Below are 24,040 nucleotides of genomic sequence, written 5' to 3' on the forward strand. Positions count from 1 at the left end.
ATGGTTGCCAAACCCGCAGGAATGCTGACCCGCGAACATTTGCAATGGCCGTTTTTCGGCGAGGATGCACGCACACTGGCAAGCGAACTCGATAGCTTCATCTCCGGCGGCGGGTTGGGCGAAATCGATCATGCAGATGCCGACTCCGCATGCAAAAAACTGGTCGGTCAGCTAGGCGCAGCCGGGATATTGCGCCATTGCGTGCCAAAGGATTTTGGCGGCGTTTCGCAAGAGATCGATAGTCGCTCGCTCTGCATCATTCGGGAAACACTAGCCTATCAGGATGGCCTAGCGGATTTCGCCTTTGCCATGCAAGGGCTTGGCACTGGCGCGATAAGCCTTGCCGGTTCTCAGGAGCTGAAGCAGCAGATCCTGCCCAAGATTGCGCGAGGCGAATTGATATCAGCATTTGCATTATCAGAGCCGGATGCCGGTTCAGATGTTGCAGCGCTCAGTTGTTCCGCCCGCCGCGATGGCGAAGATTTCATTCTGGATGGCGAAAAAATCTGGATTTCCAATGGCGGGATTGCCGATATCTATACGGTTTTCGCCCGTACCGGTGAAGCGCCGGGGACACGCGGTATTTCGGCCTTTATTGTCTATGCTGATACCCCCGGTTTTTCCATTGTCGAACGCATTGAAACCATTGCACCCCATCCGCTGGCCCGCATTCGCTTCGACAATTGCCGCATACCGGCTTCCCAGCTTTTAGGAATGGCAGGCGAAGGCTTCAAGATCGCAATGCGAACACTTGATATTTTCCGCCCATCTGTGGCTGCCGCCGCCATAGGCTTTGCCCGGCGGGCACTTGATGAGGCCGTAGCACATGCCAGAAGCCGCAAGATGTTTGGTGCAACCCTGTCTGATCTGCCTACAGCACAAAGCACACTGGGTGAAATGGCAACGGCGATCGACGCTGCCGCGCTGCTGACATTCCGTACCGCATGGCGGCGGGACGTACAGAAACTCCCAACAACAAGCGAAGCCGCAATGGCAAAGCTGACGGCCACTGAAAATGCCCAATGGGTCATCGATCAGGCGCTGCAACTCTTTGGCGGGCGCGGGGTAAGGGTTGGCGAAATTACCGAGCGTCTTTACCGCGAGATTCGTGCCCTACGTATCTATGAGGGCGCAACCGAAGTTCAAAAACTCATCATCGGCCGCGAGCTGATGAAGAGCGCTGGCAAGAAGGCAGGATAATTCCCATGCATGGATCAAAAGCATATTACGACTGGCAGGACCCGTTTAATCTCGACGCACAATTGAGCGAGGAAGAGCGGATGGTGCGTGATACCGCACGGGCCTACGGTGAAGACAAATTGCTGCCCCGCGTGCAGGAAGCCTTCCGCCATGAAAAGACTGATCCGTCCATATTCGCTGAAATGGGCGCGCTTGGACTGCTTGGACCGACAGTGCCGGAGGAGTATGGCGGGGCGGGGCTAAACTATGTTTCCTATGGCTTGATCGCACGGGAAATTGAACGGATCGATAGCGGCTATCGCTCCATGATGAGCGTGCAATCTTCACTGGTCATCGTTCCGATTCATACTTTCGGCAGCGAGGATCAGAAGCAGAAATATCTTCCGGGTCTGATTGCAGGCACAAAAATCGGCTGCTTCGGACTAACCGAACCGGACCACGGTTCTGATCCCGGCTCCATGGCAAGTCGTGCTCGTAAGGTGGATGGCGGCTATCTGTTGAATGGTTCCAAAACCTGGATTTCCAATTCACCAATTGCCGATGTGTTTGTGGTCTGGGCAAAAACGGAAGATGGGTTGATCCGCGGCTTCATTCTTGAAAAGGGTTGGAAAGGGCTTTCCGCGCCTGCCATTCACGGCAAGGTTGGCCTGCGTGCTTCCATCACCGGCCAGATCGTGATGGACGATGTGTTTGTGCCGGAGGAAAACATGCTCCCGCATGTGACAGGACTTAAAGGACCGTTCACCTGCCTGAACTCAGCGCGGTTTGGAATTGCATGGGGTGCACTGGGTGCTGCGGAGTCCTGCTACGAGACTGCGCGCAGTTACGTAATTGACCGCAAACAGTTTGGTCGCCCACTCGCAGCAAATCAGCTGATCCAAAAGAAACTCGCTGATATGGCAACTGAAATTGCGCTTGGATTGCAAGGATGCCTGCGTCTTGGTCGCATGAAGGATGAGGGCTCGCCCCCTGTTGAGCTTACATCAATCCTGAAACGCAATTCCTGCGGGAAGGCCTTGGAAATTGCCCGCAATGCCCGCGACATGCTGGGAGGCAATGGCATTTCCGATGAGTTCCCGGTAGCGCGCCACCTCGTCAATCTTGAGGTCGTCAATACCTATGAAGGCACGCATGATATCCACGCCCTTATTCTTGGCCGCGCCATTACCGGCATTGCGGCATTCTCCAATTGACCGGAAGCAGCATGACCAAAACTGTTGAACAGATCAGCGTGAGCACCCCAAATCGTGTTTTGCAGCCAGAGGGTTGGGCGCGACCAATCGGCTACTCCAATGGAATGGAAGCACGCGGGCGAACAGTCTTTGTCGGCGGACAGATCGGCTGGAACGCTCAATGTAAATTTGAAGCAAAGGACCTGCCAGGTCAGGTGCGGCAGACTCTCGAGAATATCCTCGCCATATTGCGTGAGGGCGGCGCTGGCCCCGAGCATGTCACCACCATGACCTGGTATGTTTTGGACCGGAAGCAATATTCGGCAGCATTGAAGGAAATCGGCGCGGCCTACAAAGCCACCATGGGCCGGCACTTCCCGGCAATGGCGGTCGTTCAAGTGTCGGGCCTGATCGAAGATGAAGCGCTTGTCGAAATTCAGGCAACCGCTGTTGTGCCGGACTGAACATGGCTGTCAGCTGGAATCGCCAAGACAATATCGGTCTGATCTGGATCGATAATCCGCCGGTGAATGCAACGTCCCATGCGGTGCGTGAGGGTTTGGCTATTGCTCTGGCCGAAGCAAATGCGGATGTGGCGATCCAAGCCATCATTATAGCATGCAAAGGCAAAACCTTTGTTGCGGGTGCAGACGTGAAAGAGTTCGGCACGCCTCCGCGCGCGCCCTTCCTCAATGATCTGGTGCAGTTGATAGAAGATTCCGCAAAGCCTGTTATTGCCGCGCTCCATGGAACAGTCTTGGGCGGTGGTTTGGAGATCGCGCTTGCAGCGCACGGCCGTATTGCGGCTCTACAGACCCAACTTGGTTTGCCGGAAGTAAAGCTCGGAATTATCCCGGGCGCCGGTGGAACGCAGAGGCTACCCCGGTTGATTGGCATGCCAGAGGCAATCGATATGGTTGCAAGCGGTAAGCGGGTTTCAGCAGCGCAGGCCCTTGATCTTGGAATGATTGACCGCATCTCCGATAATGATCTGATCCAGGATGCAATTGCATTTGCACAAATACTTGCTGGTCGTGAGCCGCGTCGAACCGGGACATTACCTGTGCGAGAATTCGATGGACTGGCAGTAGACGTGCAGATCACCGCGATAGAAGGCAAGGCACGCGGGCAAATATCGCCGGGCGCAGCTGCGCGGAGCGCATTTTCTGCGGCCAGTTTGCCAATCGAGCAAGGCTTGAAACGTGAGCGGGGAAAGTTCCTCGAACTGGTCAATTCCGAACAGGCAATTGCGCTTCGTTATGTTTTTGCTGCAGAACGTCTCGCGGCTAAAGTCGCTGATCTTGAGGGAATAAGTCCTCGCTTTGTACAGAATGTAGGCATTGCCGGTGCCGGACTCATGGGCGCTGGCATCGCCGTCGCCTTTGCTGATGCTGGGTATGATATCACAATCGTAGAACGTGATGAGCCGTCTATGGATTTGGGCCGCAAGCGGATCGAAGCCATTTACGATCGCATGGTGAAGTCCGGTCGGATTGATATTGCTCTCAAGGAACAACGGCTTTCCCGTATTGGCTTTCATATTGATCGCGCTGCTTTTTCCCAATGCGATCTTGTTCTTGAAGCAGTCTTTGATGATCTGGATGTGAAACAGGAACTCTTTGCATCGCTCTCTTCCATTGTGCGGGCAGATGCCATTCTGGCAACCAATACGAGCTATCTGAATCCGGATGCCATTGCTTCTGTGATCATGAACCCCAGCCGTTTCATTGGGCTGCATTTCTTCTCACCAGCGAACATCATGCGGCTTGTTGAGGTCGTACGAACAAAAGACATCGCGCCAGATGTTCTGGCTGCGGGATTGGCCGTCACAAAGCGTCTGGGCAAGCTTGGTATTGTCAGCGGCGTCTGTGAAGGATTTATCGGCAATCGTTTGTTTACGGCCTATCGGCATCAATGCGACATCATGCTTGAAGATGGCGCATTGCCCCATGAAATTGATGCGGCCGTCGAGGCATATGGTTTTCCGATGGGTCCTTACGCGGTTACCGATCTGGCGGGGCTGGACATTTCCTGGGCTCGCCGCAAGCGTGATGCGGGCAAGCGCGACCCTGCAGCACGGTATGTCACCATTGCTGATCGTTTGTGTGAAGCAGGGCGCTTCGGCCAAAAGGCGGGCAAAGGCTACTATGCGTATGATGGCGGCAAAAAATCGGTGGACCCTGCCGTTGCAGACCTGATCGCAACCATCTCGGATGAAAAGGGAATTACCCGTCGCTCGTTCGGGCAGGATGAAATCATGACGAACATCATTGCCGGGCTTGTTGCCGAGGGTGACAAGCTGATGAATGAAGGCATAGCCATGCGCGCTTCCGACATCGATCTGGTGCTCATCAATGGCTATGGCTATCCCGCATGGCGCGGCGGGCCCATGTTTCAATCCGGCAGACACTGACTTTAACGAAGCAGTTTTACGCCAGCCATACCCATTGCGGCGCCAGCAATTTTTACCAAAAAATTCGCAAAATCCGCATGTCTGTTCTGCATGAAATGCTGCGCATATTCAAAGAGTCCGCATGACACTATTATAATAATCGCCACAAAAATCAGCCGTTTCGGATAGGTCAGGCTGAATGTGATGCCAAGCAGCAGAAATGCGGAAAACCGCTCGACATTTGGCCCGATCCAGGTTGCAGGACGCAATGTAATCGGCCCCACTGTCATCACCATGATTAATAGCAATAGCACCCAGGCAAGGGCATGATGCGACGCCGGGTAATCAATCAGCCTTTTCAACATCCAATACGCCCGACGGCGAAATCCTTCCGCGGAGAAGATCGAAGAGAGCCAATCCATTTCCCTTTAATCGTCCTTTCCGGTCTATCCACGCTTCCGGCGAAATGCTTCCAAAAATATTGGCAATCAAATTCTTGGATGCCATGGCGATAGCCTTGGAGAAAGCCATGGTGCCTTTCCTGGCCAGATAATATGGATTGGCAATCTGGGAATAGCCGAGCTTTATCCCGGAGGTCCGACCACTCTTCACGCCAAGATGAATACCGCGCTGCTTGTTTGATTTGACGATACGGCCATGTTTGGCAAGCGACCGGCTCAGATCAACATCCTCAAGCCAGCAGTAAAGTGGAAGGTTTTCATCAAACCAGATATCGTTGCGTCTCATCACGTCAAGTCGCAAAGTCATATTGCAGCCATACCCGTTATAGACATCCTTCAACAGATCGGGGCGCGAAGACGGATCATCCAGAAGGGCCTGCAACAGACTTGCACCTTCTTTCACCTGTATTCCGGCTGTTCCTATGCCATCTACAAGAACATTACCCGTTGATATGACGATATCATCATGTTCGAGGAACAGCTTTTCGACCTCGGCTATATAGTTCGGAGCCATCAGAAAATCGTCGTCGAGAAACAATAATATATCGAAATCCGGCAATGCTCGAATGATATCGTTGCGTTGCTTGGCCAGCCCGGAAGTCGATTGCAGCGATAGCAGCGGAACGCTCATCCCTGCCTCCAGATTTTCCGGAGTATCGCTTGGCTTGAGTGTGCAGATAACAATCTGATCGGGTAGCCGGTTCTGTTGCTCAATCAAGGGAACCGTGGCGGCCAATATTCTCGGTCTGCCGGTTGACGGTATGCCGACTGCAATCTTGAGCCGTTGTTTTGGTTCGCGCGTCATAACCTGCTCCACCGGAAACTTGCCAATGAACCTGCAAATTTGGAGAAACGCCTTTGAAGTGAGCGGCCGTAACTTCCTGCCCGAAGGCTTGATGGCGGGAAAGCGAGCGGCGCGGCTGTGCGGGGATGTAGAGGTGTATTGAAAACAACGCCGACCGCATCCGAGTTGATGCCACTGCAATTTGCAATCGCCGCGCCAAGGACATCGAGCGTTACATTCTGCCGGTCACCCACGGTGAGAATAACGCAGTCGACAATCACACTGACTATTCGAGCATCTGCACTTGTCGTCAAATCCGGCAGATCGAGGATGATGATATCGTGCTGATCGCGCAATCTGTCGAGGTGGCTCTCCAGAGCCTGAAGATTGAGATAGCGATATGCCTGGCTCGAACTATGGGTTATCTCGTCTACGCTCATGAGAGCTGGCGGCGTTATTACGGATACGGAAGCATAGGGTTCCTCCGCCCGAATTTCATCGACCTTCCGAATAGTTCGTGCGTCGCGGCGGCTTGAGCCCTCGGTTGCTTCAATTTTCCTGTGGTTTTCTACAACATCGGTTGAGATAGCCTGATGGGGCTTGGTCATTGTCGTGAACAGCCGGGTAAGCGTCGGGTTGGCGGCACAGGTATCGATCAGCATCGTTCTTGAACCCGTCGCTGCATAAAGCTGTGCCAAATTGCTGGCGACTGTTGTCTTGCCCTCGCCCGGCAGCGCCGATGTAATACCCACGACTTTTGCACCTTGCCGACGCATTATCAGATCCAGCGAGGCCTTGGTATTGCGAACAGCGTCTGAAAAGAGGTGATTGGGATGATCCAGTACGAAATTCAGCAATTGATACTGCTCTTGCGGATTGCCCTTTGAAATCGCTCTGGCCGAAACAAATGGCAATGTGCCAAGGCTGTTCAACCCAAGTTCGCGTCGCAAACGGCTCTCTGTTTTGATGCGACGATCACTAACCTCTCGAACGGCAGAATAGGCAAGCCCCGCCAGTCCGCCAAGCACGCTCGCAAGCGCGAGTACCAGCGACCCCTTGGGCCAGGTCTTGCCGAGCGGGATCGCAGCAGCGGAGACCAGACGGGAATCTCCTACAGGGAAAGATTCCTGCTGCAAGGCACTGATTAATTGCTGCATCAAACTTTGATACATTTGCCGATAGGTATTTGCGCGGCTTTCAAGCTCGCCCAGCTGAACGCGGGCCATGCCCTTGCTGAGACCGGATTGAATCGTCGCTTGCAGCTGGTCATTGACATATTGCTCGCGACGCTCGGCCGCTTCGACATTCGATTTATAAACCTGCCCGATACGAACGATTTCCTGGCGTACTTCACCCTTCAGGCGTGCGATCTCCTGCTGGGCAGCTTGCACCGCCGCTCCATTTTCGCCATAGCGCCCCTTCAACTCATCAAGCTGGGTGGAAGCCGTATTCAGCCGTTCACGAAGCGCTGTTATCTGCGGATTGCGAAGTGCTTCGTCAACATATCCGTCGACATAAGTCTCCGATTGGAGAAACTTGTTGATCATCGCAAGCTTTGCCTTCTCCGCCGAAGTATCAGCTTTTGCTCTGGAAAGCTGGATATTCGCCTCGGTGAGTTGCTGTTCATCCAGCGAAGTTGCACCAGCTTGCGATATCTGGTTCTGGTTACGGAAATCCTCCACGGCACGAGCGGATGCATTCGCTTGCCCGCTAATCTCCGCAAGTCTGCTTTCCAGCCAACCGGCGCCGCTTTTTGCCGCCGATGATTTTGCATCAAGACCCGCTTTGATGTAGGCCAACGCCGTGGCATTTGCCACCGTTGCAGCCTTGGCCGGGTCCGTGGAATTATATGCAACGTCGAGCACATAGGATTGCCCGACACGCCAGACGCGCAATCGCTCCAGAAAGCCGGCAACTGTCTTGCGCATGATCAATTCAGGTTCAGCCACCTTGCCTTTGTCCGAACGCCAGAAAGCAAGGCTGGACAAGAGGCTATCGCCGCCTTGAAGCTCGGGATCCTCCGTGAGCGAAAGCTGCTCGATGACGCTTTTGGCGATGGCTTCAGAGCGGATGATTTCAACCTGGCTTTCAACCTCACCGGTTTCGATCACGATCGTCCCCGAAACCGCATCCTGCGAGGCAATTCTGGCCTGTTCGGGATCAATGACTATTCGGGCCGTGGCCGTGAAAATCGGCTCCGCTACCAGGAGATAGGCCACGGCAATTAGTACTGATCCAAGAATGGAAGCGCCAACAAAGCGCCAGTTGCGCCGCAAGAAACCGACAATATCGGCCATACCGATCAAATGGGCATCGGCATGAAGTTCATCAGTCCGTGTCGAGTGATGTTTATGTCTGACCATCTTTATTATCCACAATGTTCTTATTGGGTCGTTTTGACTTGCGCGGCAGCGGCGTTGAGCGGAACGGGTAGCGACGCAGGCGTGCCCGGTTCAGGAGGCATTTCTGGGTTGTTACCGGCTGTCTTCTTGGAAAACCGCACGTTGAGTGCCGCCCGCACAACATCGCCAGGCACCAGGACGGTATCCTCGTTTGCTGCAATCTCGATTGGCTCCGCGGTCGTTGCCCTGGTGATGGTGAATACGAGATCAGGCTCCTGTTTTTCTCCGGGCTTTGCCTTGCCCGACAAAATTGATCCCGCAGCAACGAGCAGCCTTTCAGCTGTGTCCTGCCTTATCTTGAGCTGATCCAGCGCAGCCTGCGCTGTTTGAAGCTCTGTCGTAGCGGTGGTTTGACGGAGATTAACCAAATTTTGGGCATCGCGGCTCGCCTGGCTGATATTTTGCCGGGCACGCATGATGGCGGTAACCTGATCAAGCCGATCAGCCTGCAAGGTTGTGATAATCCGCTGTAAATCTGATTGGCGGGATGTTGTGGCGATGCCGCGCTCCACCAGCGGCTTGACCGTCTCAAGCTCCGCATCCATCAGCTTGATCTGTTTTTCCTGGCCAGCCACTTTTTCCTGCAAAACCTCGATTTCGGAAGCGAAAAGCGCACGCAGTTCATCAAGGTTTGCAAGCTGGCGCTTTAAACCATTCGACTGCGTATCGAAGATTGCCCGCTCTTCAGCAGTGATGGATTGAATGCTCGTGCCGTCGGCCAACTCAGAAAGATCGCTCGGAAATTGAATCTCCGTTGTCCCGGCAACCTCTGCCTTCAGGCGCGCCACACGAGCAAGCGTCCGCACCATTTCGCCGTGGACAGATTGCAGCTCTCCAAGATATTGAATCTGTTCAACTGTCCTTGCTTCTTCTCGCGGGCGATATCTGCCGCCAGCCAAGGCAACGGCCTGCAAGACTGTAAGGCCGGGCCTGAACCTGTATTCACCAGGCCGCTCAACATTTCCAACGAGGAAAATTGCAGGATACTCCACGACCTGCACGGCGACATTCGGCATGGTAACCAAGCCGGTCGCCTTCTGGATGCGCTTTGAAATTTCGGTCGCCGCCGATGAGGCATCAAGGGCTGCTATCTCCATTGTGCCAATGAGTGGAAGAAGCACAGTTCCACTATCTGACACAACATACTCGCCGTTCAGCGCGGTCCACTCTCTATATTCTCCGCGCGAGGCAATCCACTCAAGAACAGTCAATCTTAACCGGGTGTAGGGAGCGAGCTTGTAATCGCCATTGGCGTAAGCGGAAAAGGGCAAAGCGAGACATGAAAACGCCATGGCCGTTGCTGCTATTGTGCGCACAAACCTCTTGATTGCCCACGGAAATTTCACGCCCATTTGCTATCCCACAATTTATTATTTTGCACTATTATCGTGGAGCTGCGGGTAGGTGGCAATTAATCAATCATGGATTTATTGTAATAAATTCGGTGTATCCACGGTACTTTTCCACAATTTAAAGTCATGCTTGCGGGATAGATAAGCATATCTGTAAATTATACATGATTACCAATATTCCCGTCACAGGAAAACATAATATACCCTCCTAGATACACACGTAACTAGTATTGCCCTGCCCTTTAAATCCAATTATTTATTGACCCCTGAGGGCCATATTATAGGCTTCAATAGCTGTATCCAAGCGGGGAATATACTCCGCAGTTGCAGTGGTTTGGGGGCAACTATGTGTGGAATTGCAGGCTACTTCGCCTCAAAAGGCTCACTTCAGGACGGTCAGTCTGTGTTGAGCTCGATGATTGGTGCAATTGCACATCGCGGACCTGACGAAAACGGCATCTACGTCGATCAGAATGCTGGCTTGGGGCACATGAGGCTCTCCATCGTCGGGCTGAAAGACGGCCAGCAGCCTATGAAGAATGCCCGTGGTGATGTCGTCATCAGCTATAATGGCGAAGTGTTCAATTATGTTGAGTTGCGCGATGATTTGATTGCGCAGGGGCATGTTTTCCAGACATCAAGCGACACCGAAGTCATCCTGCATCTTTACGATGAGCTGGGCCCGGATTGCGTCAAGAAACTCAATGGTGATTTTGCCTTTGCGATATGGGACCAAAGGCGCCGCCGCATGATGCTTGCGCGGGATCGCATGGGTGTGCGGCCATTATTCTATACTTGGCACAAGGGCACTATGTTCTTTGCGTCGGAAGCCAAATCACTTTTAACCGTTCCCGGTATCGAAGCTGAAGTCGATATATATGCTTTGGACCAGATATTCACGCTGTGGGCACCCATTGCGCCTCGTACGATCTTCAGGAACATCTTTGAATTGCAGCCGGCGCATTTCCTGCTGCTTGAGGGTGAGACATTCAAGACAGCGCCATATTGGCAACTGCAATACCCCGATCGCAATAGTGCGGCCTCCCCACGGTCTGAAGATCACGTTGCCGAAGAATTACTGCATCTCCTGACCGATGCCACGCGCATTCGTCTAAGGGCTGATGTGCCTGTGGGATCCTATCTTTCAGGCGGATTGGATTCCTCCGCCGTGTCAGCAATTGCAGCCAAAATTGTGCCGGACCGCCTGCGAACATTCTCAATCGGTTTTGAATCTGCGGAACATGACGAGACTGCATTCCAGATGCAGATGGTCGAAGCACTTGGCACCGATCACTCCGCATTAACCTGTAGTACAAACGACATCGCAAACATCTTCCCCTCGGTGATTGCGCATACGGAGCGGCCTGTTCTTCGTACAGCTCCAGCGCCACTCTATCTTCTATCGCGTCTTGCCAGCAGTGAAGGGTACAAAGTCGTCTTGACCGGCGAAGGGGCTGATGAGGTCTTTGCTGGATATGATCTGTTTCGCGAAGCGAAAGTGCGCCGCTTCTGTGCCGCACAGCCGACGTCGCGGATCCGCCCACAACTGTTTCGAAAACTATACCCCTATCTCAGTGGACTGAAGCAGCAGTCTCCAGAATATCTGTCGGCATTTTTCGGTGCCGGTGCCGACGATATCCGTGATCCCTTATATTCGCATCGCCCACGTTTTAGGGGTACTGCGGCAACGAAGATGTTTTTCTCCCAGGACCTGCAAACCGCGCTGAACGGCTATGACGCAACCGCCGATCTCGTTTCCGGGCTTCCAAAAGATTTCACGCGCTGGCACCCCTTGCATCAAGCGCAGTATCTGGAAACATCGCTGCTATTGCCTGGATATATTCTGAACTGTCAGAGTGATCGCATGGCCATGGCGCATGGCCTTGAGGGGCGCTTCCCATTTCTGGATCATCGCCTCGTCGAGTTTGCCTCACGCATCCCAGTTGGGATGAAGCTAAAGGGCCTTGCTGAAAAACACATTCTGAAACGAGCCGTTCGCGACCTCGTGCCGCAAACGATCACTGCAAGACTGAAACAGCCCTATCGCGCACCTGACAGCCGTTCGTTTACGGCGGGTGGAATGCCGGATTACGTTCGGGATTCCATGAGTGCGGCAGCCATATCCGATACGGGCCTGTTTAACCCGGTAGCTGTCGAAAAACTGGTTGGGAAATGCGCGCGCGATAATCCCGTGGGATATCGCGACAACTCGGCCTTCGTTGGAATCCTTTCAACACAGCTATGGCACCAGATATTCACAACACAAATACAGCGGCACGCTGTCGCCGCGGAATAAAAGGGAAGAAAAATGACATCGGGATTCGCAACACAGATCAGAGCCTTCATTGTCGAAAATTATCTCTTCGGCGACACAAGCCATCCACTTGATGACAAAACATCGCTCATTGAAACCGATATTATCGATTCAACCGGTGTCCTCGAACTGGTGACATATCTGGAAGACACGTTTCAGATCAGTGTGCATGACTCGGAAATTGTCCCGGCAAACCTCGATTCAATCGCCAGCATAGCCAGCTACGTAGCAAGCAAGACTATTCTTCAACGGTCGGTTGCTTAAGCGAACGAGGAACAGCCAATCATGCGGATCGAGGACATTCTTCGTCAAACGGCGAAAAGATTGGACAACAAGACTGTTCTCATCGCAGGCGACAAGCGACTGAGTTATGCTGAGCTTGACGACCTGTCGGATCGCCTCGCCGCTTCGCTCTGGTCGCAGGGCGTGATGCGTGGTGATCGTGTTCTGGTATTTATGGGCAATTGCTGGGAAGCAACGATTGCCATCTACGCGATCCTGAAGGCTGGCGCTGTTTTCAGTCCGATTAACGCCTCCACAAAAGCGGACAAGCTGGCTTACATTATCGAAAACTGCCGCGCCAGAATGGTCATCGCACAGGAAAAACTGGCACCCATTGCTGTTGAAGCGATCGGATCAAATACGGGCTGCGAGCTGATCGTGGCCAGCCGCGGCGAAGAAGCCGCTCAACCGGGAACACATTCCTTCACGCAGATGTTGCAGGTGGCCCGGCATCCGATTCTTCATGGCGGCATTGATGTCGACCTGGCGATGCTGATCTATACGTCCGGATCGACGGGACGTCCCAAGGGCGTGATGATGAATCATCGCAATATCGAAGCGGCGGCCACCTCGATCACGACCTATGTGCAAAACAGCGAAGATGACATAATTCTCAATGTATTGCCCCTCGCTTTCGACTACGGGCTTTATCAGCTGTTCATGACAATACGCAGTGGAGCCACGCTCGTGCTGGAAGCGTCCTTTGGCTTTCCGCAGGCAATTTTTGATGTCATGCGGCGTGAACATGTAACTGGCTTTCCATTGGTGCCAACCATGGCAGCGCTGATCCTGCAGATGCGGGACATAGAGCCCGGATTTCTGCCGGATCTGCGCTATATCACCAACACCGCCGCTGCCCTGCCGCCCGCGCATATTGCGCGTTTGCGCGAACTCTTCCCGGGCGTACGACTGTACTCCATGTATGGCCTCACGGAATGCAAGCGCTGTACCTATCTTCCGCCGGAACAGCTGGACCAACGACCCGGCTCCGTGGGTATTGCAATTCCTAACACTGAAGCATTTATCGTCGACGACAGCGGCACTATCGTTGAACCGGGCGTTGTGGGCGAGCTTGTCATTCGCGGTCCTCACGTCATGCAAGGCTACTGGGAAAATGCGGAAGCAACCGCCCGCATGCTGCGGCCCGGCCCCAATCCGTGGGAAAAAGTGCTTTATACTGGCGATCTCTTTTCGAAGGATCGCGACGGCTATCTCTACTTTGTCGGCCGTAAGGACGACATCATCAAGACGCGGGGCGAAAAAGTTGCTCCCAAGGAAGTCGAAGCCGTGCTGCACTCTTGCCCCGGCATTGCCGAGGCCGTTGTTATTGGCGTGGATGACCCTGTGTTGGGACAGGCCATACGGGCAATCGTCGTCCTGAGCGACCCGGCTCTGACCGATCGCGAAATCATCCGTTTTTGCGCAAAAAACCTTGAAGATTTCATGGTTCCGAAATCCGTTGAGTTTCGTCCGAGTCTTCCCAAAACGGACACTGGCAAGGTGAGCCGCAGATTGGCCGCCGAGCCTCAGGAGAGCTGACATGAACAATATAAACCCTGAAATCAGTGCTGTTTCACCCATATCGCTGACCATTGATCCTGCGGCTGAGACAGAGCGGATCGTTGCCGCCATGCGCGAGCAGCTCCGCCACACGTTGCGCCGCCGCGGATTTGTTTTAGGTCTGTCAGGAGGTGTGGATTCCAGTGTATGCGCTGCGCTTGCCGCAAGAGCCGTTGGCGCACAAAATGTCCTATGCATTTTCATGCCTGAAAATGACTCCGATCCTGAAAGTCTGACGCTGGGCCGATTGGTGGCGGAAACATTTGGTCTGGCTAGCATCGTTGAGGATATCGGCCCATCGCTTGAAGCAATGGGTTGCTACGAACGGCGCGACGCTTTCATCAAGCAAATCGAGCCGGAATTTGGCCCCGGATGGGCGTCGAAGATCGTCATTGCCAATGCATTGGCGAATGAAGGCTATAATATTTCCTCACTTGTGTTGCAGCGCCCGGACGGCGCAACCGAAAAGCTGCGCATGCCAAGCTCCGTCTATCTTGGGATTGTCGCGGCAACCAATATGAAACAGCGGACCCGCAAACAGATCGAATATTACCATGCGGATCGCATGAACTATGCCGTCATCGGCACGCCAAACCTGTTGGAATATGATCAAGGTTTCTTTGTTAAAAATGGCGATGGTGCTGCTGATCTAAAGCCGATCGCCCATCTCTACAAGTCACAGGTTTACCAGCTGGCAGCCTATCTCGGCGTTCCGGAGGAGATCACGTCGCGGCCGCCAACGACGGATACCTACCAATTGGCGCAGACCCAGGAAGAATTCTATTTTGCATTACCTTATCACCAGATGGACCAGTGCCTTTACGGTTTGAATGAATCACTGCCCGCTGCGGTAATCGCCGCATCCGCCCATCTGAGCGAGGATCAAGTACTTCGCGTCTGGCGTGATATTCGCGCAAAACGCAAAGCGACACGCTATCTGCACCTCGGACCGCAACTCGTGATGCCCATAGCAGAACTCCAAGGCGGCTAGCCCGGAAAGGACCATCATGATGCAGAAAGTTTTTCTCGCAATGGTGGTTGTTGTGTCGGCATTTTTTGCCTGGACGGCATTGGTCACAAGAGCAGATGAGCAAGCCTTCATCTGGGGTGTGAACGGTCATCCGCTTGCGTCTTATCATGGCGTTACATTGGAGGAACAGGTGGCATCACTTGTGACCTTGGGCGCGCGCTCCTATCGCGTCGATGTCCAAAGCATCGATCAGCTTCCAAAGTTGAAAGCCTTGGTTGATCTCGCTGAAGCGAACAATGTGGAGATCCTTCCCGTCTTCACTCCCAAGATAGATTTGAATGCAGCAACAATTGAAGAAATCCATTCAACCTCCAAAACACTTGCTTATGAAACGGCGACCATGCTGGGGGCAAAGATCAAAGTATGGGAACTGGGCAATGAACTTGAAAATTTCGCAATCATCCAGCCTTGCGAAATGCGAGATGACGGCACGCAATATCCTTGCAACTGGGGACCTGCGGGAGGACTCTACCCGCTCGATTATTACGGGCCACGCTGGGAAAAAGTCGCCGCCGTCATGCATGGCCTTGACGCTGGCATGAAGCAGGCTGGCGGAAAATATCGTACCGCCATGGGCACCGCCGGTTGGGGCCATATCGGCGCCTTTCAACGTATGAAGCAGAGCGGAATCAACTGGGATATCTCGGTCTGGCATCTTTATGGTCAAGATCCGGAATGGGCATTCAAGGCATTGGCCGAATATGGGAAGCCTATCTGGGTAACAGAGTTCAATCATCCCAAAGGCAGCATTGAAAGCGAGGCTGCCCAGGCCGCTGGTTTGAAGACGATGATGGAAATGCTCCAGCGCCTCCGCAAGCTCTACCCGATTGAAGCGGCTCATGTTTATGAATTGATGGACGAAACATACTGGGCGCCGGATTTTGAAGCCTATATGGGCCTTGTTCGTCTGGACGGCGACGAAAAGATTGGCTGGCGCGCCGGAGAGCCGAAAGCCGCCTTTAAAGTCGTTCAAGATATTATCGGGCAGGACCGACTAACAGGAACCCAGAGCCAGTGACCGTGGCGGGCGAAGGATAAGCATGGCAACCAATTTTTTCGGTGTTTGCGTCATTCTGTTTGGCGTTCTGGTACAGTTCATGCACCATCGCTATGCCTTGTACGGCATGGTTATTCTTACATTGTTTGGTGCGGCCGCTGCCGTGACGCTGCCTGCATTAGGCGGAGCTTCCATTCTAGTCGCCAATGCCTTCATGGTATTCTTCGCTTTGCGGATCACGCGCGTCACCGGGTTAAATCCGGCAATCAGCAGCCTGCTTTATCCCAGCACCGGCTTCTGGCTTCTACTGCTGATCATCTATGGCCTTATCGCCACGCTGTTTTTTCCAAGACTGATGGCGGGAATTACCGAAACGATGGTGGTGCAAAGATTGCCCGCTGGCCTTAGCCGGATTGCGCTCAACCCGCTCAGCTTTTCCAGTACCCACATCACGCAAACTGTCTATGCGCTGGGCGGCATTGCATGTTTTGCAGCTTCATTTGCCTATTTCCGTACGCGCGATGCTTACCAGCATTTTCTCACGGCATTCTTTATACTCTGCGGCTTGAATGTGTTGTTTGCCATGGCGGATCTCATCACATTTGCCACTGGACCAATCGATTTCCTCAATTTCATCCATACGGCCAATTACTCATTGATGACCAATGTCGAGATGGGTGGATTAAAGCGCATCTCGGCCAGCTTTCCGGAATCATCCAGCTTTGCTAGCTTCACGCTCATTCTGTTTGCCATATCTGCAAGTCTTTATCTCGATCATGTCCGGCCGCTTGCATCCGGCTTATTTGCCGTGGCATTTCTGATTTTGCTCGCTCTTTCAACATCGGGCACTGCTTATGTCGGACTGATCTTTGTTCTTTTCATGCTCACGGTCCAATCGGTTCTCCCCACATTATGGGGCGGGAAGATGCGCAAGCCTCTGCTATTATATGCGGGCGGTTTGAGCGCCCTCGCCGTAATCCTGCTTGTGGCGGTATTGTCCCCCACCCTCGTTGAAGCCATAGGCTCATTTCTGGATGAGAGTCTTCTTGGCAAACTGGATAGCGCTTCAGGCAGAGAGCGTGGCCACTGGAATGAGGTGGCCTGGTCAAACTTCATCGACAGTTATGGTTTGGGCGTCGGGGTCGGTGGAGCGCGAGCTTCCAGCTATCTGTTTGTACTGCTTTCCAATGTCGGTTTGCCTGGGTTTTTGTGTTTCGCAGTGTTCACTCTTTCGACGTTATTTCGCCGGTCGGTCTTCCGCAATGGCACCGTCGAACGCCACGTCGTGCGGGCCATACGCTCGGGTCTCGGGGCAAGCTTGATCGCCGCTTTTCTGGTAAGCACCGTCTATGATCTGGGAATGCTCTTTTATGTGCTTTCAGGCGCGGCAGCCGTTGCCGTCTTTCCGGTGGCAAAAGGGCGGGTGCAAACAAATGTCGATAAGGAAGTCACGCGATCGGAGTCGCAACGTGCCAAGCAAATGATCCCCAGCTCCTGATCAGGATTCCCTGAAAGCCCGCGACATACTATCGATAACCGGCTTGGCCAGATATTCAAAGAATGTGCGCTCATGAGTTTGAATGAGAATATCTGCCGGCATGCCCGGCGTCGGGGTAAATCCATGGATACGCTTTAATTCATCAGCAGGTATGCTGACCCGGGCTATATAGATGTCCTGCTTCTGGCCGGGCGTGGTGTCGGCCATAGAATCCGCAGATACATAATCCACTCGCCCATTGATAATAGGTGTCGTGCGCTGATTGAGGCCACTGAGGCGAATATGAGCCTCCTGTCCCTCTTTCACTTCATCGATCTGCATGCGCGGTATCTGCGCCTCGATGATGAGCGGGACACCCGTTGGCAGTATTTCGACGATGGGCTTGCCGCTTTCAATAACGCCGCCAGCCGTATGGTAATATAGCCGGATAATTGTTCCTGAAACCGGTGCCTTGATCAGGGTCCGGTTAAGAACGCTTTCGGCCTGGCGGGTCTGTTCGCGAACTGTGTCAAGCTCGGCCTCCGCGCTTTGAATTTCATCCAGAGCTGCCTGTTTCTCAGTGTCTTTGGTCTGGATGATTTCTTTCTGGAATTTCTCGATCTGGGCGTTCACTTCCATGATTTCCGCGTTCAGACGAGCAATATTGCCTTCGCCATCGGCAACAGCCCGCTCAAGCACACTGACCTCGGACCGCGCCATCAAACCTTTCTTGAAAAGGGAGTATTTTGATACATACTCGGTTTTCAGCAGGCTTACCTGAGTCTGTGTCGCTTCGATTTGAGCCGTCCGGCCGATACGCCTGAACTCAAGAGCGGAAATATTGCGCTCCATCATCTGTAATTCATTGGCATATTTGGCATGGGCCGCATCGAAATTATCGCTTTGGCTTTCGTTTACGGCCCGTATTTCCGGGTTGCCCATATTATCCAGAATGATCTTGGGCGGTTGATACCTTTCGGCGCCTTTGACGACGGCATGCAGCCGCGCCAGGATAGCTTCCAGGCGGGCCTGGCGTAAAAACAGCTGCTGGGAGTTGGTCTTGGCAGAGGTCTCGTCAAGGCGGACAAGGTCATCGTTTTCGTGGACGTGATCTCCTTCACGCACCAAAAGTTCCTTGATTATGCCGCCTTCCAAATGCTGTACGATCTTGTTTTTTCCCGTCGCAACGAAACTGCCGGGCGCGATGACGGCGGCGGCCAAGGGTGCTGTTGCAGCCCATGTTCCAAAGCCACCAAAGCAAACGAAAACCAGGGCAATTCCAAACTTGCTATATGGTTTGATCGATCGCGGAACACCGTCATACCATTCGAGACTGTTCATAATATTGGCGGTCGTCATGTCATTGCTCCCACTTTTATTTCCCCGGCCTGAATTGTCTGAACAGGTCCTTTGGGTTTGCTCTTTTTGGAGAGTGCTTCCATCACGGTTTCCCGCGTGCCGAACATTGTAACAGTGCCATTATTCAGAACCATGATCTTGTCGACACAGCTCAAGAGCGCGGGACGCTGCGTAATGGTGACCACGGTTATTTTATGTTTTTTTGCGTGAAACAAAGCCTTGGTCAGTGCGACGTCACCCTGCTGATCCAAATTGGAATTTGGTTCATCGAGTACCACAAGCTTGGGATTGCCGAAGAATGCGCGTGCCAGAGCAATGCGCTGTTTTTGGCCTCCCGAAAGAGGTGCGCCATCCGCCGCAACAACGGTTTCATAGCCTTGTGGAAAGGTCGCGATGAGTTCATGCACATCCGCCAGCACGGCCGCGTCGAAAATGGCCTGGTCACTGACATCTTCGCGCATTCGAGCGATATTTGCCTTGATGGTGCCCGGGAAAAGCTGCACATCTTGCGGCAAATAACCGATATTCTCGCCGAACTGACGCTGATCCCAATTGCGCAGATCCATAAGGTCCAGACGAACGCTCCCCGAAGTCGGCAGGATCGACCCAACGAGCATCTTGCCGAGTGTTGTTTTTCCAGCGCCCGAATTGCCAATGACAGCCATGGATTCGCCGGGCAACAATGTGAAAGAAATCCCGTTCAGGATGACTTTCTTGTTGGGTGGCGGAACATAGAGAATTCGCTCCACATCAAGCCGGCCTTGCGGGTCCGGCAATCGCAAACGTTCCAGATTCAGCGGCGAGTTCTGGAGAAGGTTTCGGATGCGGCCAAAGGCTGAGCGGAATTGGATGAAACTGTTCCAGCCTTCGATCGCTCCTTCGATGGGTGCCAGAGCGCGTCCGGCAATGATCGAGGCGGCAATCGCCATGCCGCCAGTCAATTGTCCGTCAATGGCCAAATGCGCTCCCCATCCCAACATGGCGACCTGTGTCAGCAATCGGGAACATTTGGAAATCGTTGCGAAAATGATGTTCCGGTCCTGCGCGCGAACCTGCGATTTCAAGGAACCCGCCATATCGCGGCCCCAGATGCGGACGGCCTCCGGGATCATTGCGAGGGCATTGATGATTTGCGAGTTGCGCGACATGGAGTCGAGATGAAGCATTGCCCGGCTTTGGAAGCTTGTCGCCTCAGCGAACGAGGCTGCAGTAGCGCGCTGATTGATGAAGGCAATGACGATCAGCAGCAGGGAGGAGACAATAACGATATAGCCGAGATGCGGATGTATCAGGAATACAGCAAGCAGGAATATAGGGGAAATGGGCGCATCGAAGAATGACAGCAAAGTGCCAGACGTCAGAAATGACCGCAACTGCTGGAGATCACCAAGCACTTGATAATCCTTGCCGTTACCATGCAGGGATGCGCGCGCGGCGGCGCTCAAGATGGGCGCTCCAAGCTGCACGGCAACTTCAACCGCTGTGCGCATAAGAATGAACCGCCGGATAGCATCAAGGACGACCTGCACAAGTACGGCACCGATGATCACCACCGTAAGCATGACAAGCGTGTCGGTTGAGCGGCTGGTAAGAACCCGGTCTGATATCTGGAACAGATAGATTGGAATAGCCAGGACAAGCACATTCAGGAAGACCGTGAATCCCATGGCGATGATCAGGTTTCGGCGAACGGCATTTACACCGTTCTTGAAACTATCGGCAAAACTCGCCGCCACTACGCGCTTGTGAAAAGTTCCGCCATTGCCAGCTGCATTATTATTGCTGGGGGCATTACCGCCGGGGCCGACTTCTTTCCGCGCCGGGACGCCGCGATCCCCCTCTATGACCTTACCGAGGCCAGGATCGAGTATCACGGGCTTGGGGCTGGTGTCATTGCGGCTGGATGGTTCAGTTGGCTTTCCCAGATCGGGTTTAGGCGTCGTTTTTTCGCCAAGGCCGATACTTGCCGGCGGTTGGGTCTCCCGCACCCCCCTATCAGTAAAGATCCTCGCTACAGCAACTTGTGAAATGGACTTCTCCATTTCCGCAAGCAATGCATCAAACTCGATTCGATCCTGCTCGCGTGCAGTCATCGCTTGCCGTGACTGTTGCGAGATAACCCGCAAGTCAGTCTGTTCATCATATTTCATTATCCCGCGTCCCCCCACGCATTCTTTTTGTTTTTAGGCGAGAGCTGTTTGCATCACATCCACCGAATGAGTCGTATCCAGCAGATGAATTGGTGTATGATCGGCATCCGGTGACGGCGATGCATCGTCATCCAGAAAAGCGATAATTTCGTTGGCAAGTGGCTGGCCTTGACCGCTTCCATGCCCAGGTTGCTGGGCAATGATCTCTGCTTGAATCAGGATCGAGTCCGAGTACACGCCACCACCCGCATAAGAGGTTCCATTGCCATGTCCGCCATCGACAATCGTCGCGACATTGATCAATGCATTTGAGCCTGTGCTTAAGTCCCAAACCGTATCATGGGAAGTGGCGCGCAATGCGTCTTCGTAACGAGCCACAAAATCGGAATCGCCGAGAATATTGGTCTGACTGATATAGTTGAGGTCGTAAACATTGCCTGAGATGTACAACATCTTGAGACCGGCCATGCCTTGGAGTGCAGCATCGGAACGAAAACCATCCGGCATTTTATAGTTGCCGTCAGCCAGGCCACTCATCGCTTCCTTGTAATGATCTGGAAGTCCAGTGGCCCAGTTCGTTGTACCTGCGCTTTGAATGCTTGCCGAGTTCCACAAAAGATTGTCACTGGTTGATAATGTTCCACTATAGGCACCGGTCCCGTTTCCGGTTGTCATTGTGTCATCGTCAAAAAGAACATTCGTCTGAAAGATCAGATTGCCGCTGTAAAGATGCCCGCCAATGATGACCAGATCATATGAATTACACAGATTGGCGAATGATGCAGTGTTCAGCATCCCATTGGAGCCGGTCGTAATCGTCGTGTAAGAACCTGTCGACGAGAGTACATGCGCGTCATTGTCTGAGAGGAAGTTATATTGTGATATCCAGTTCATCTGCATAAGGTCGCCATTCATAACGGTGACCTGCCAGTTCTGCGGAAAAACAGGAGCCTCGCCTGTTGCGGCTGGAACCTGCACATGCCCGGTGGAAGAGATAAAATCTGCGATGTTCATCGCGTTGGTGGATGGCCCGCACGACTGCTGTTGGCCAACAAATCCATTGCCGAAGCTGTCTATGTCACTGTAGGCATTTGTTTGAACGATGGCATTGATGTTGTAGTAATTGCCGGCAACGGCAAAATGAGCGCCCGATGTTCCGGTATTGGTGAGGACGATTTCGTTGACCAGAATGTTGGAGCCCGCCTCTAGCGAAACCGTGCCCGCTATGTCTTTCCCATTGATAACCAGTGCCTGATGGCCTGTGGCAGACTCTGGCGTATTGGGAGTAGCCAATTGCGCGGGCTTATAATCATCCAGAACCGGGGCCTTCGAGACCGTGGTCCCGTTGACGTAAATTCCAGCGGTTGGAGATGCGACCACGGTAATACCCGATATGCCGGTTAGCAGCCCTTCCGCAACATCCATGCTGTCGCTCTGGTCGCTGAAAAACTGCGCCATGCCCGACGCGGTATCCGGCAAATCGTGGGAGAATGCGTTTGAAACAAGCAAGGCGCTAACCGACAATGTTGCCAAATCGGCATTGTCGCCCCAGTGCAAGTTTGCTGGAGAGTGATTGCCCGTAATGACAATGTCATTGTCTTCCATGTGGCTGGTCTGCTGAAGCACCATTGATGTTTCAGGAACCTCTGGCCCGATGAATGGCCCTTGTTCGAGTGATTGACCATTGCCATTGCCGGAAGAATGTATTGGAACCGCCGTATGATAGAGATTGTGCCCATATAATTGCACATCAATCGGCTCGATATTCACCCCAGGCAAAACATCATTGCTGCTCGCTGTCCAAGGCATCGGCAGATAGTTTCCATCGGGAACAAATGTACCAGGTGCCAATTGCATCTGGGGATCTGTCTGTATCGCCAATATTTCACCGTGCGATTGCGGAACATCCGGCGCGTCTTTGAATTCACGATATTCGAGGCGCATTTTTACCGCTTCAACCGACGTGCTGAAGTATCCCATGAAGTGTGCAATGGATTCTGAAATATGATCGCCAAATCCGAGCATTTTTGATGGCTCCCGCCAATTATGCTGTCCGTATTTTCATCCGGTAATTGGCCTGCGCACATTGTGCGCAGACCATTTTCCGAGCGGCAAATTGCCAGCTAACTGAATCAAACCGCGTCGGTGTCGCCGTTCGATGTATGCGTGTACGAGCCGTTGATAACGGTCGCTTCGAAGGCATTCTGCTGCAGGTTTGCACCAAGTACAATTTCCTGGGTGAACGCCGTGGATGTAAGATTGGCTGCTGCGCTCGCCGCACTTGAACCCGATACGTCGTCGCTTGCACCAATATCGCCGGAACCACCCGAACCGCCATGGCCACCGCCGAAGAAGCTGTGGTCCATGCCGCCCCAGCCACCATCATCGGTACCAATGCCATCACCTGCGCTTGCAGTACCGCCGGTCGCGGTCAAGGTGACAATGCCACTGTTGGTCTGGGTTACACCGGAGAGGGTGTCATTATCGACAAGATCAACAACTTGACTGAGCGCAAATCCCGTATCGCTGCCGCCGCCGCTAAATGCGCCATTGAGAACGTTAGAGAAGTTCACATCGTTGCCGGGATCAAAGTTGATGTTGCCGGATTCGGTGAGGAAGATGTTGTCAAAACTATTGTGATGCAAATCGAGATCGGCAAAGTCGTCATCAGTCGGCAGATAGCCGTCTAAATCGACACCAACATTTACTTTTACATCCGTGTGCGACGAATTACTGTTGGAGTTGCTGTTGGCATTGGAATTATCGCTGGAGCTCTCGTTGAAATTGCCGTTCAGATTGAGATTTTCCGAAACAGATGACTGCTCCTGACCTTGTCCTTGATCCTGCCCCTGTCCCTGTCCCTGCCCTTGACCTTGGCCCTGATCCTGGCCTTGGCCCTGATCTTGCCCCTGGCCCTGACCTTGTCCCTGCCCTTGCATCTGAAGAGCCAAGGCAGCAGCGAATGCTGAAGCATCAGCACTTGCCGACGCTGACGGGTCTATACCGGGATTCTGGTGATGATTGTTGTTGCGATTATTCATATTATTTCCTCCGGAATATCTGCGGAGAAGACAAAACCTCTATGCTCTTTAACGAGGCTACGATGTC

At 53.2% G+C, this 24,040-nt stretch carries 18 protein-coding genes; 10 read left to right on the top strand and 8 right to left on the bottom strand.

The genetic code is table 11. The annotated features are described in order from the left end of the window. The 4 genes from QFZ34_RS00845 to QFZ34_RS00860 are packed head-to-tail and all read left to right on the top strand — an operon-like array spanning nucleotide 1 to nucleotide 4,785. Nucleotides 1-1,200: an acyl-CoA dehydrogenase family protein gene (locus tag QFZ34_RS00845; RefSeq protein ID WP_307275591.1), complete on the top strand. Its 1,200-nt coding sequence runs from the start codon at nucleotides 1-3 to the stop codon at nucleotides 1,198-1,200. 5 nt (nucleotides 1,201-1,205) lie between these two features. Beyond that, nucleotides 1,206-2,393 (top strand): acyl-CoA dehydrogenase, encoded by a 1,188-nt coding sequence (locus tag QFZ34_RS00850; protein WP_307275593.1) that lies wholly within the window; start codon nucleotides 1,206-1,208, stop codon nucleotides 2,391-2,393. Between the two features lie 11 nt (nucleotides 2,394-2,404). Beyond that, on the top strand, nucleotides 2,405-2,836 hold the full coding sequence (locus tag QFZ34_RS00855) for a RidA family protein (protein ID WP_115053359.1): 432 nt from the start codon (nucleotides 2,405-2,407) through the stop codon (nucleotides 2,834-2,836). A gap of 2 nt (nucleotides 2,837-2,838) precedes the next feature. Continuing rightward, nucleotides 2,839-4,785 carry a 3-hydroxyacyl-CoA dehydrogenase NAD-binding domain-containing protein gene (locus QFZ34_RS00860; RefSeq protein WP_307275599.1) on the top strand — a complete coding sequence of 649 codons (1,947 nt, stop codon included), beginning with the start codon at nucleotides 2,839-2,841 and terminating at the stop codon, nucleotides 4,783-4,785. Nucleotides 4,786-4,787: 2 nt separating this feature from the next. On the opposite strand, the gene QFZ34_RS00865 is transcribed toward QFZ34_RS00860, so the two are convergent. Genes QFZ34_RS00865 through QFZ34_RS00880 form a run of 4 tightly spaced genes read right to left on the bottom strand, consistent with a single transcriptional unit; the run spans nucleotide 4,788 to nucleotide 9,763 of the window. Next, nucleotides 4,788-5,129, bottom strand: a complete 342-nt coding sequence (locus QFZ34_RS00865) for a VanZ family protein (protein ID WP_307275602.1) — start codon at nucleotides 5,127-5,129, stop codon at nucleotides 4,788-4,790. Then, on the bottom strand, nucleotides 5,110-6,030 hold the full coding sequence (locus QFZ34_RS00870; protein ID WP_115053356.1) for a glycosyltransferase family 2 protein: 921 nt from the start codon (nucleotides 6,028-6,030) through the stop codon (nucleotides 5,110-5,112). The genes QFZ34_RS00865 and QFZ34_RS00870 overlap by 20 nt, the downstream gene beginning before the upstream one ends. Continuing rightward, the gene (locus tag QFZ34_RS00875; protein ID WP_307275606.1) at nucleotides 6,027-8,372 is read right to left on the bottom strand and encodes a GumC family protein; all 2,346 of its coding nucleotides are present in this window, start codon (nucleotides 8,370-8,372) and stop codon (nucleotides 6,027-6,029) included. Before QFZ34_RS00875 ends, QFZ34_RS00870 begins: the two co-directional genes overlap by 4 nt. Nucleotides 8,373-8,392: 20 nt before the next feature. Further along, complete coding sequence (locus QFZ34_RS00880) at nucleotides 8,393-9,763, bottom strand: polysaccharide biosynthesis/export family protein (RefSeq protein ID WP_307275608.1); 1,371 nt, start codon at nucleotides 9,761-9,763, stop codon at nucleotides 8,393-8,395. Between the two features lie 346 nt (nucleotides 9,764-10,109). Here QFZ34_RS00880 and asnB point away from each other — a divergent pair, with 346 nt between their 5' ends. The 6 genes from asnB to QFZ34_RS00910 are packed head-to-tail and all read left to right on the top strand — an operon-like array spanning nucleotide 10,110 to nucleotide 17,444. Then, nucleotides 10,110-12,059, top strand: coding sequence for an asparagine synthase (glutamine-hydrolyzing) (asnB, locus tag QFZ34_RS00885; protein ID WP_307275611.1), 1,950 nt, complete (start codon nucleotides 10,110-10,112; stop codon nucleotides 12,057-12,059). A 12-nt stretch (nucleotides 12,060-12,071) separates the two neighbouring features. Then, nucleotides 12,072-12,341 carry an acyl carrier protein gene (locus QFZ34_RS00890; protein WP_307275613.1) on the top strand — a complete coding sequence of 90 codons (270 nt, stop codon included), beginning with the start codon at nucleotides 12,072-12,074 and terminating at the stop codon, nucleotides 12,339-12,341. A 21-nt stretch (nucleotides 12,342-12,362) separates the two neighbouring features. Beyond that, nucleotides 12,363-13,898 (top strand): class I adenylate-forming enzyme family protein, encoded by a 1,536-nt coding sequence (locus QFZ34_RS00895; RefSeq protein WP_307275616.1) that lies wholly within the window; start codon nucleotides 12,363-12,365, stop codon nucleotides 13,896-13,898. 1 nt (nucleotide 13,899) lies between these two features. Further along, nucleotides 13,900-14,910: an NAD(+) synthase gene (gene nadE / locus QFZ34_RS00900; protein ID WP_307275619.1), complete on the top strand. Its 1,011-nt coding sequence runs from the start codon at nucleotides 13,900-13,902 to the stop codon at nucleotides 14,908-14,910. A 16-nt stretch (nucleotides 14,911-14,926) separates the two neighbouring features. Next, nucleotides 14,927-15,967 (top strand): glycosyl hydrolase, encoded by a 1,041-nt coding sequence (locus QFZ34_RS00905; RefSeq protein ID WP_307275622.1) that lies wholly within the window; start codon nucleotides 14,927-14,929, stop codon nucleotides 15,965-15,967. 22 nt (nucleotides 15,968-15,989) lie between these two features. Next, nucleotides 15,990-17,444 (top strand): O-antigen ligase family protein, encoded by a 1,455-nt coding sequence (locus tag QFZ34_RS00910; RefSeq protein ID WP_307275627.1) that lies wholly within the window; start codon nucleotides 15,990-15,992, stop codon nucleotides 17,442-17,444. On the opposite strand, the gene QFZ34_RS00915 is transcribed toward QFZ34_RS00910, so the two are convergent. The 4 genes from QFZ34_RS00915 to QFZ34_RS00930 all read right to left on the bottom strand — a co-directional run bounded on the left by QFZ34_RS00915 (nucleotide 17,445) and on the right by QFZ34_RS00930 (nucleotide 23,973). Continuing rightward, nucleotides 17,445-18,782, bottom strand: a complete 1,338-nt coding sequence (locus tag QFZ34_RS00915; protein WP_115053347.1) for an HlyD family type I secretion periplasmic adaptor subunit — start codon at nucleotides 18,780-18,782, stop codon at nucleotides 17,445-17,447. Next, on the bottom strand, nucleotides 18,779-20,932 hold the full coding sequence (locus tag QFZ34_RS00920) for a type I secretion system permease/ATPase (RefSeq protein ID WP_307275633.1): 2,154 nt from the start codon (nucleotides 20,930-20,932) through the stop codon (nucleotides 18,779-18,781). Before QFZ34_RS00920 ends, QFZ34_RS00915 begins: the two co-directional genes overlap by 4 nt. 33 nt (nucleotides 20,933-20,965) lie before the next feature. Continuing rightward, nucleotides 20,966-22,957 (bottom strand): hypothetical protein, encoded by a 1,992-nt coding sequence (locus QFZ34_RS00925; RefSeq protein ID WP_307275635.1) that lies wholly within the window; start codon nucleotides 22,955-22,957, stop codon nucleotides 20,966-20,968. Nucleotides 22,958-23,064: 107 nt separating this feature from the next. Continuing rightward, complete coding sequence (locus QFZ34_RS00930) at nucleotides 23,065-23,973, bottom strand: hypothetical protein (protein ID WP_307275637.1); 909 nt, start codon at nucleotides 23,971-23,973, stop codon at nucleotides 23,065-23,067. Nucleotides 23,974-24,040 lie beyond the last annotated feature (67 nt).

This window comes from Phyllobacterium ifriqiyense, assembly GCF_030817885.1.
GTDB lineage: Bacteria > Pseudomonadota > Alphaproteobacteria > Rhizobiales > Rhizobiaceae > Phyllobacterium > Phyllobacterium ifriqiyense.

Coding starts and splice junctions, on each gene's coding strand:
- QFZ34_RS00845 (WP_307275591.1), top strand. CDS start 1: ATGGTTGCCAAACCCGCAGGAATGCTGACCCGCGAACATTTGCAATGG.
- QFZ34_RS00850 (WP_307275593.1), top strand. CDS start 1,206: ATGCATGGATCAAAAGCATATTACGACTGGCAGGACCCGTTTAATCTC.
- QFZ34_RS00855 (WP_115053359.1), top strand. CDS start 2,405: ATGACCAAAACTGTTGAACAGATCAGCGTGAGCACCCCAAATCGTGTT.
- QFZ34_RS00860 (WP_307275599.1), top strand. CDS start 2,839: ATGGCTGTCAGCTGGAATCGCCAAGACAATATCGGTCTGATCTGGATC.
- QFZ34_RS00865 (WP_307275602.1), bottom strand. CDS start 5,129: ATGTTGAAAAGGCTGATTGATTACCCGGCGTCGCATCATGCCCTTGCC.
- QFZ34_RS00870 (WP_115053356.1), bottom strand. CDS start 6,030: ATGACGCGCGAACCAAAACAACGGCTCAAGATTGCAGTCGGCATACCG.
- QFZ34_RS00875 (WP_307275606.1), bottom strand. CDS start 8,372: ATGGTCAGACATAAACATCACTCGACACGGACTGATGAACTTCATGCC.
- QFZ34_RS00880 (WP_307275608.1), bottom strand. CDS start 9,763: ATGGGCGTGAAATTTCCGTGGGCAATCAAGAGGTTTGTGCGCACAATA.
- asnB (WP_307275611.1), top strand. CDS start 10,110: ATGTGTGGAATTGCAGGCTACTTCGCCTCAAAAGGCTCACTTCAGGAC.
- QFZ34_RS00890 (WP_307275613.1), top strand. CDS start 12,072: ATGACATCGGGATTCGCAACACAGATCAGAGCCTTCATTGTCGAAAAT.
- QFZ34_RS00895 (WP_307275616.1), top strand. CDS start 12,363: ATGCGGATCGAGGACATTCTTCGTCAAACGGCGAAAAGATTGGACAAC.
- nadE (WP_307275619.1), top strand. CDS start 13,900: ATGAACAATATAAACCCTGAAATCAGTGCTGTTTCACCCATATCGCTG.
- QFZ34_RS00905 (WP_307275622.1), top strand. CDS start 14,927: ATGATGCAGAAAGTTTTTCTCGCAATGGTGGTTGTTGTGTCGGCATTT.
- QFZ34_RS00910 (WP_307275627.1), top strand. CDS start 15,990: ATGGCAACCAATTTTTTCGGTGTTTGCGTCATTCTGTTTGGCGTTCTG.
- QFZ34_RS00915 (WP_115053347.1), bottom strand. CDS start 18,782: ATGACGACCGCCAATATTATGAACAGTCTCGAATGGTATGACGGTGTT.
- QFZ34_RS00920 (WP_307275633.1), bottom strand. CDS start 20,932: ATGAAATATGATGAACAGACTGACTTGCGGGTTATCTCGCAACAGTCA.
- QFZ34_RS00925 (WP_307275635.1), bottom strand. CDS start 22,957: ATGCTCGGATTTGGCGATCATATTTCAGAATCCATTGCACACTTCATG.
- QFZ34_RS00930 (WP_307275637.1), bottom strand. CDS start 23,973: ATGAATAATCGCAACAACAATCATCACCAGAATCCCGGTATAGACCCG.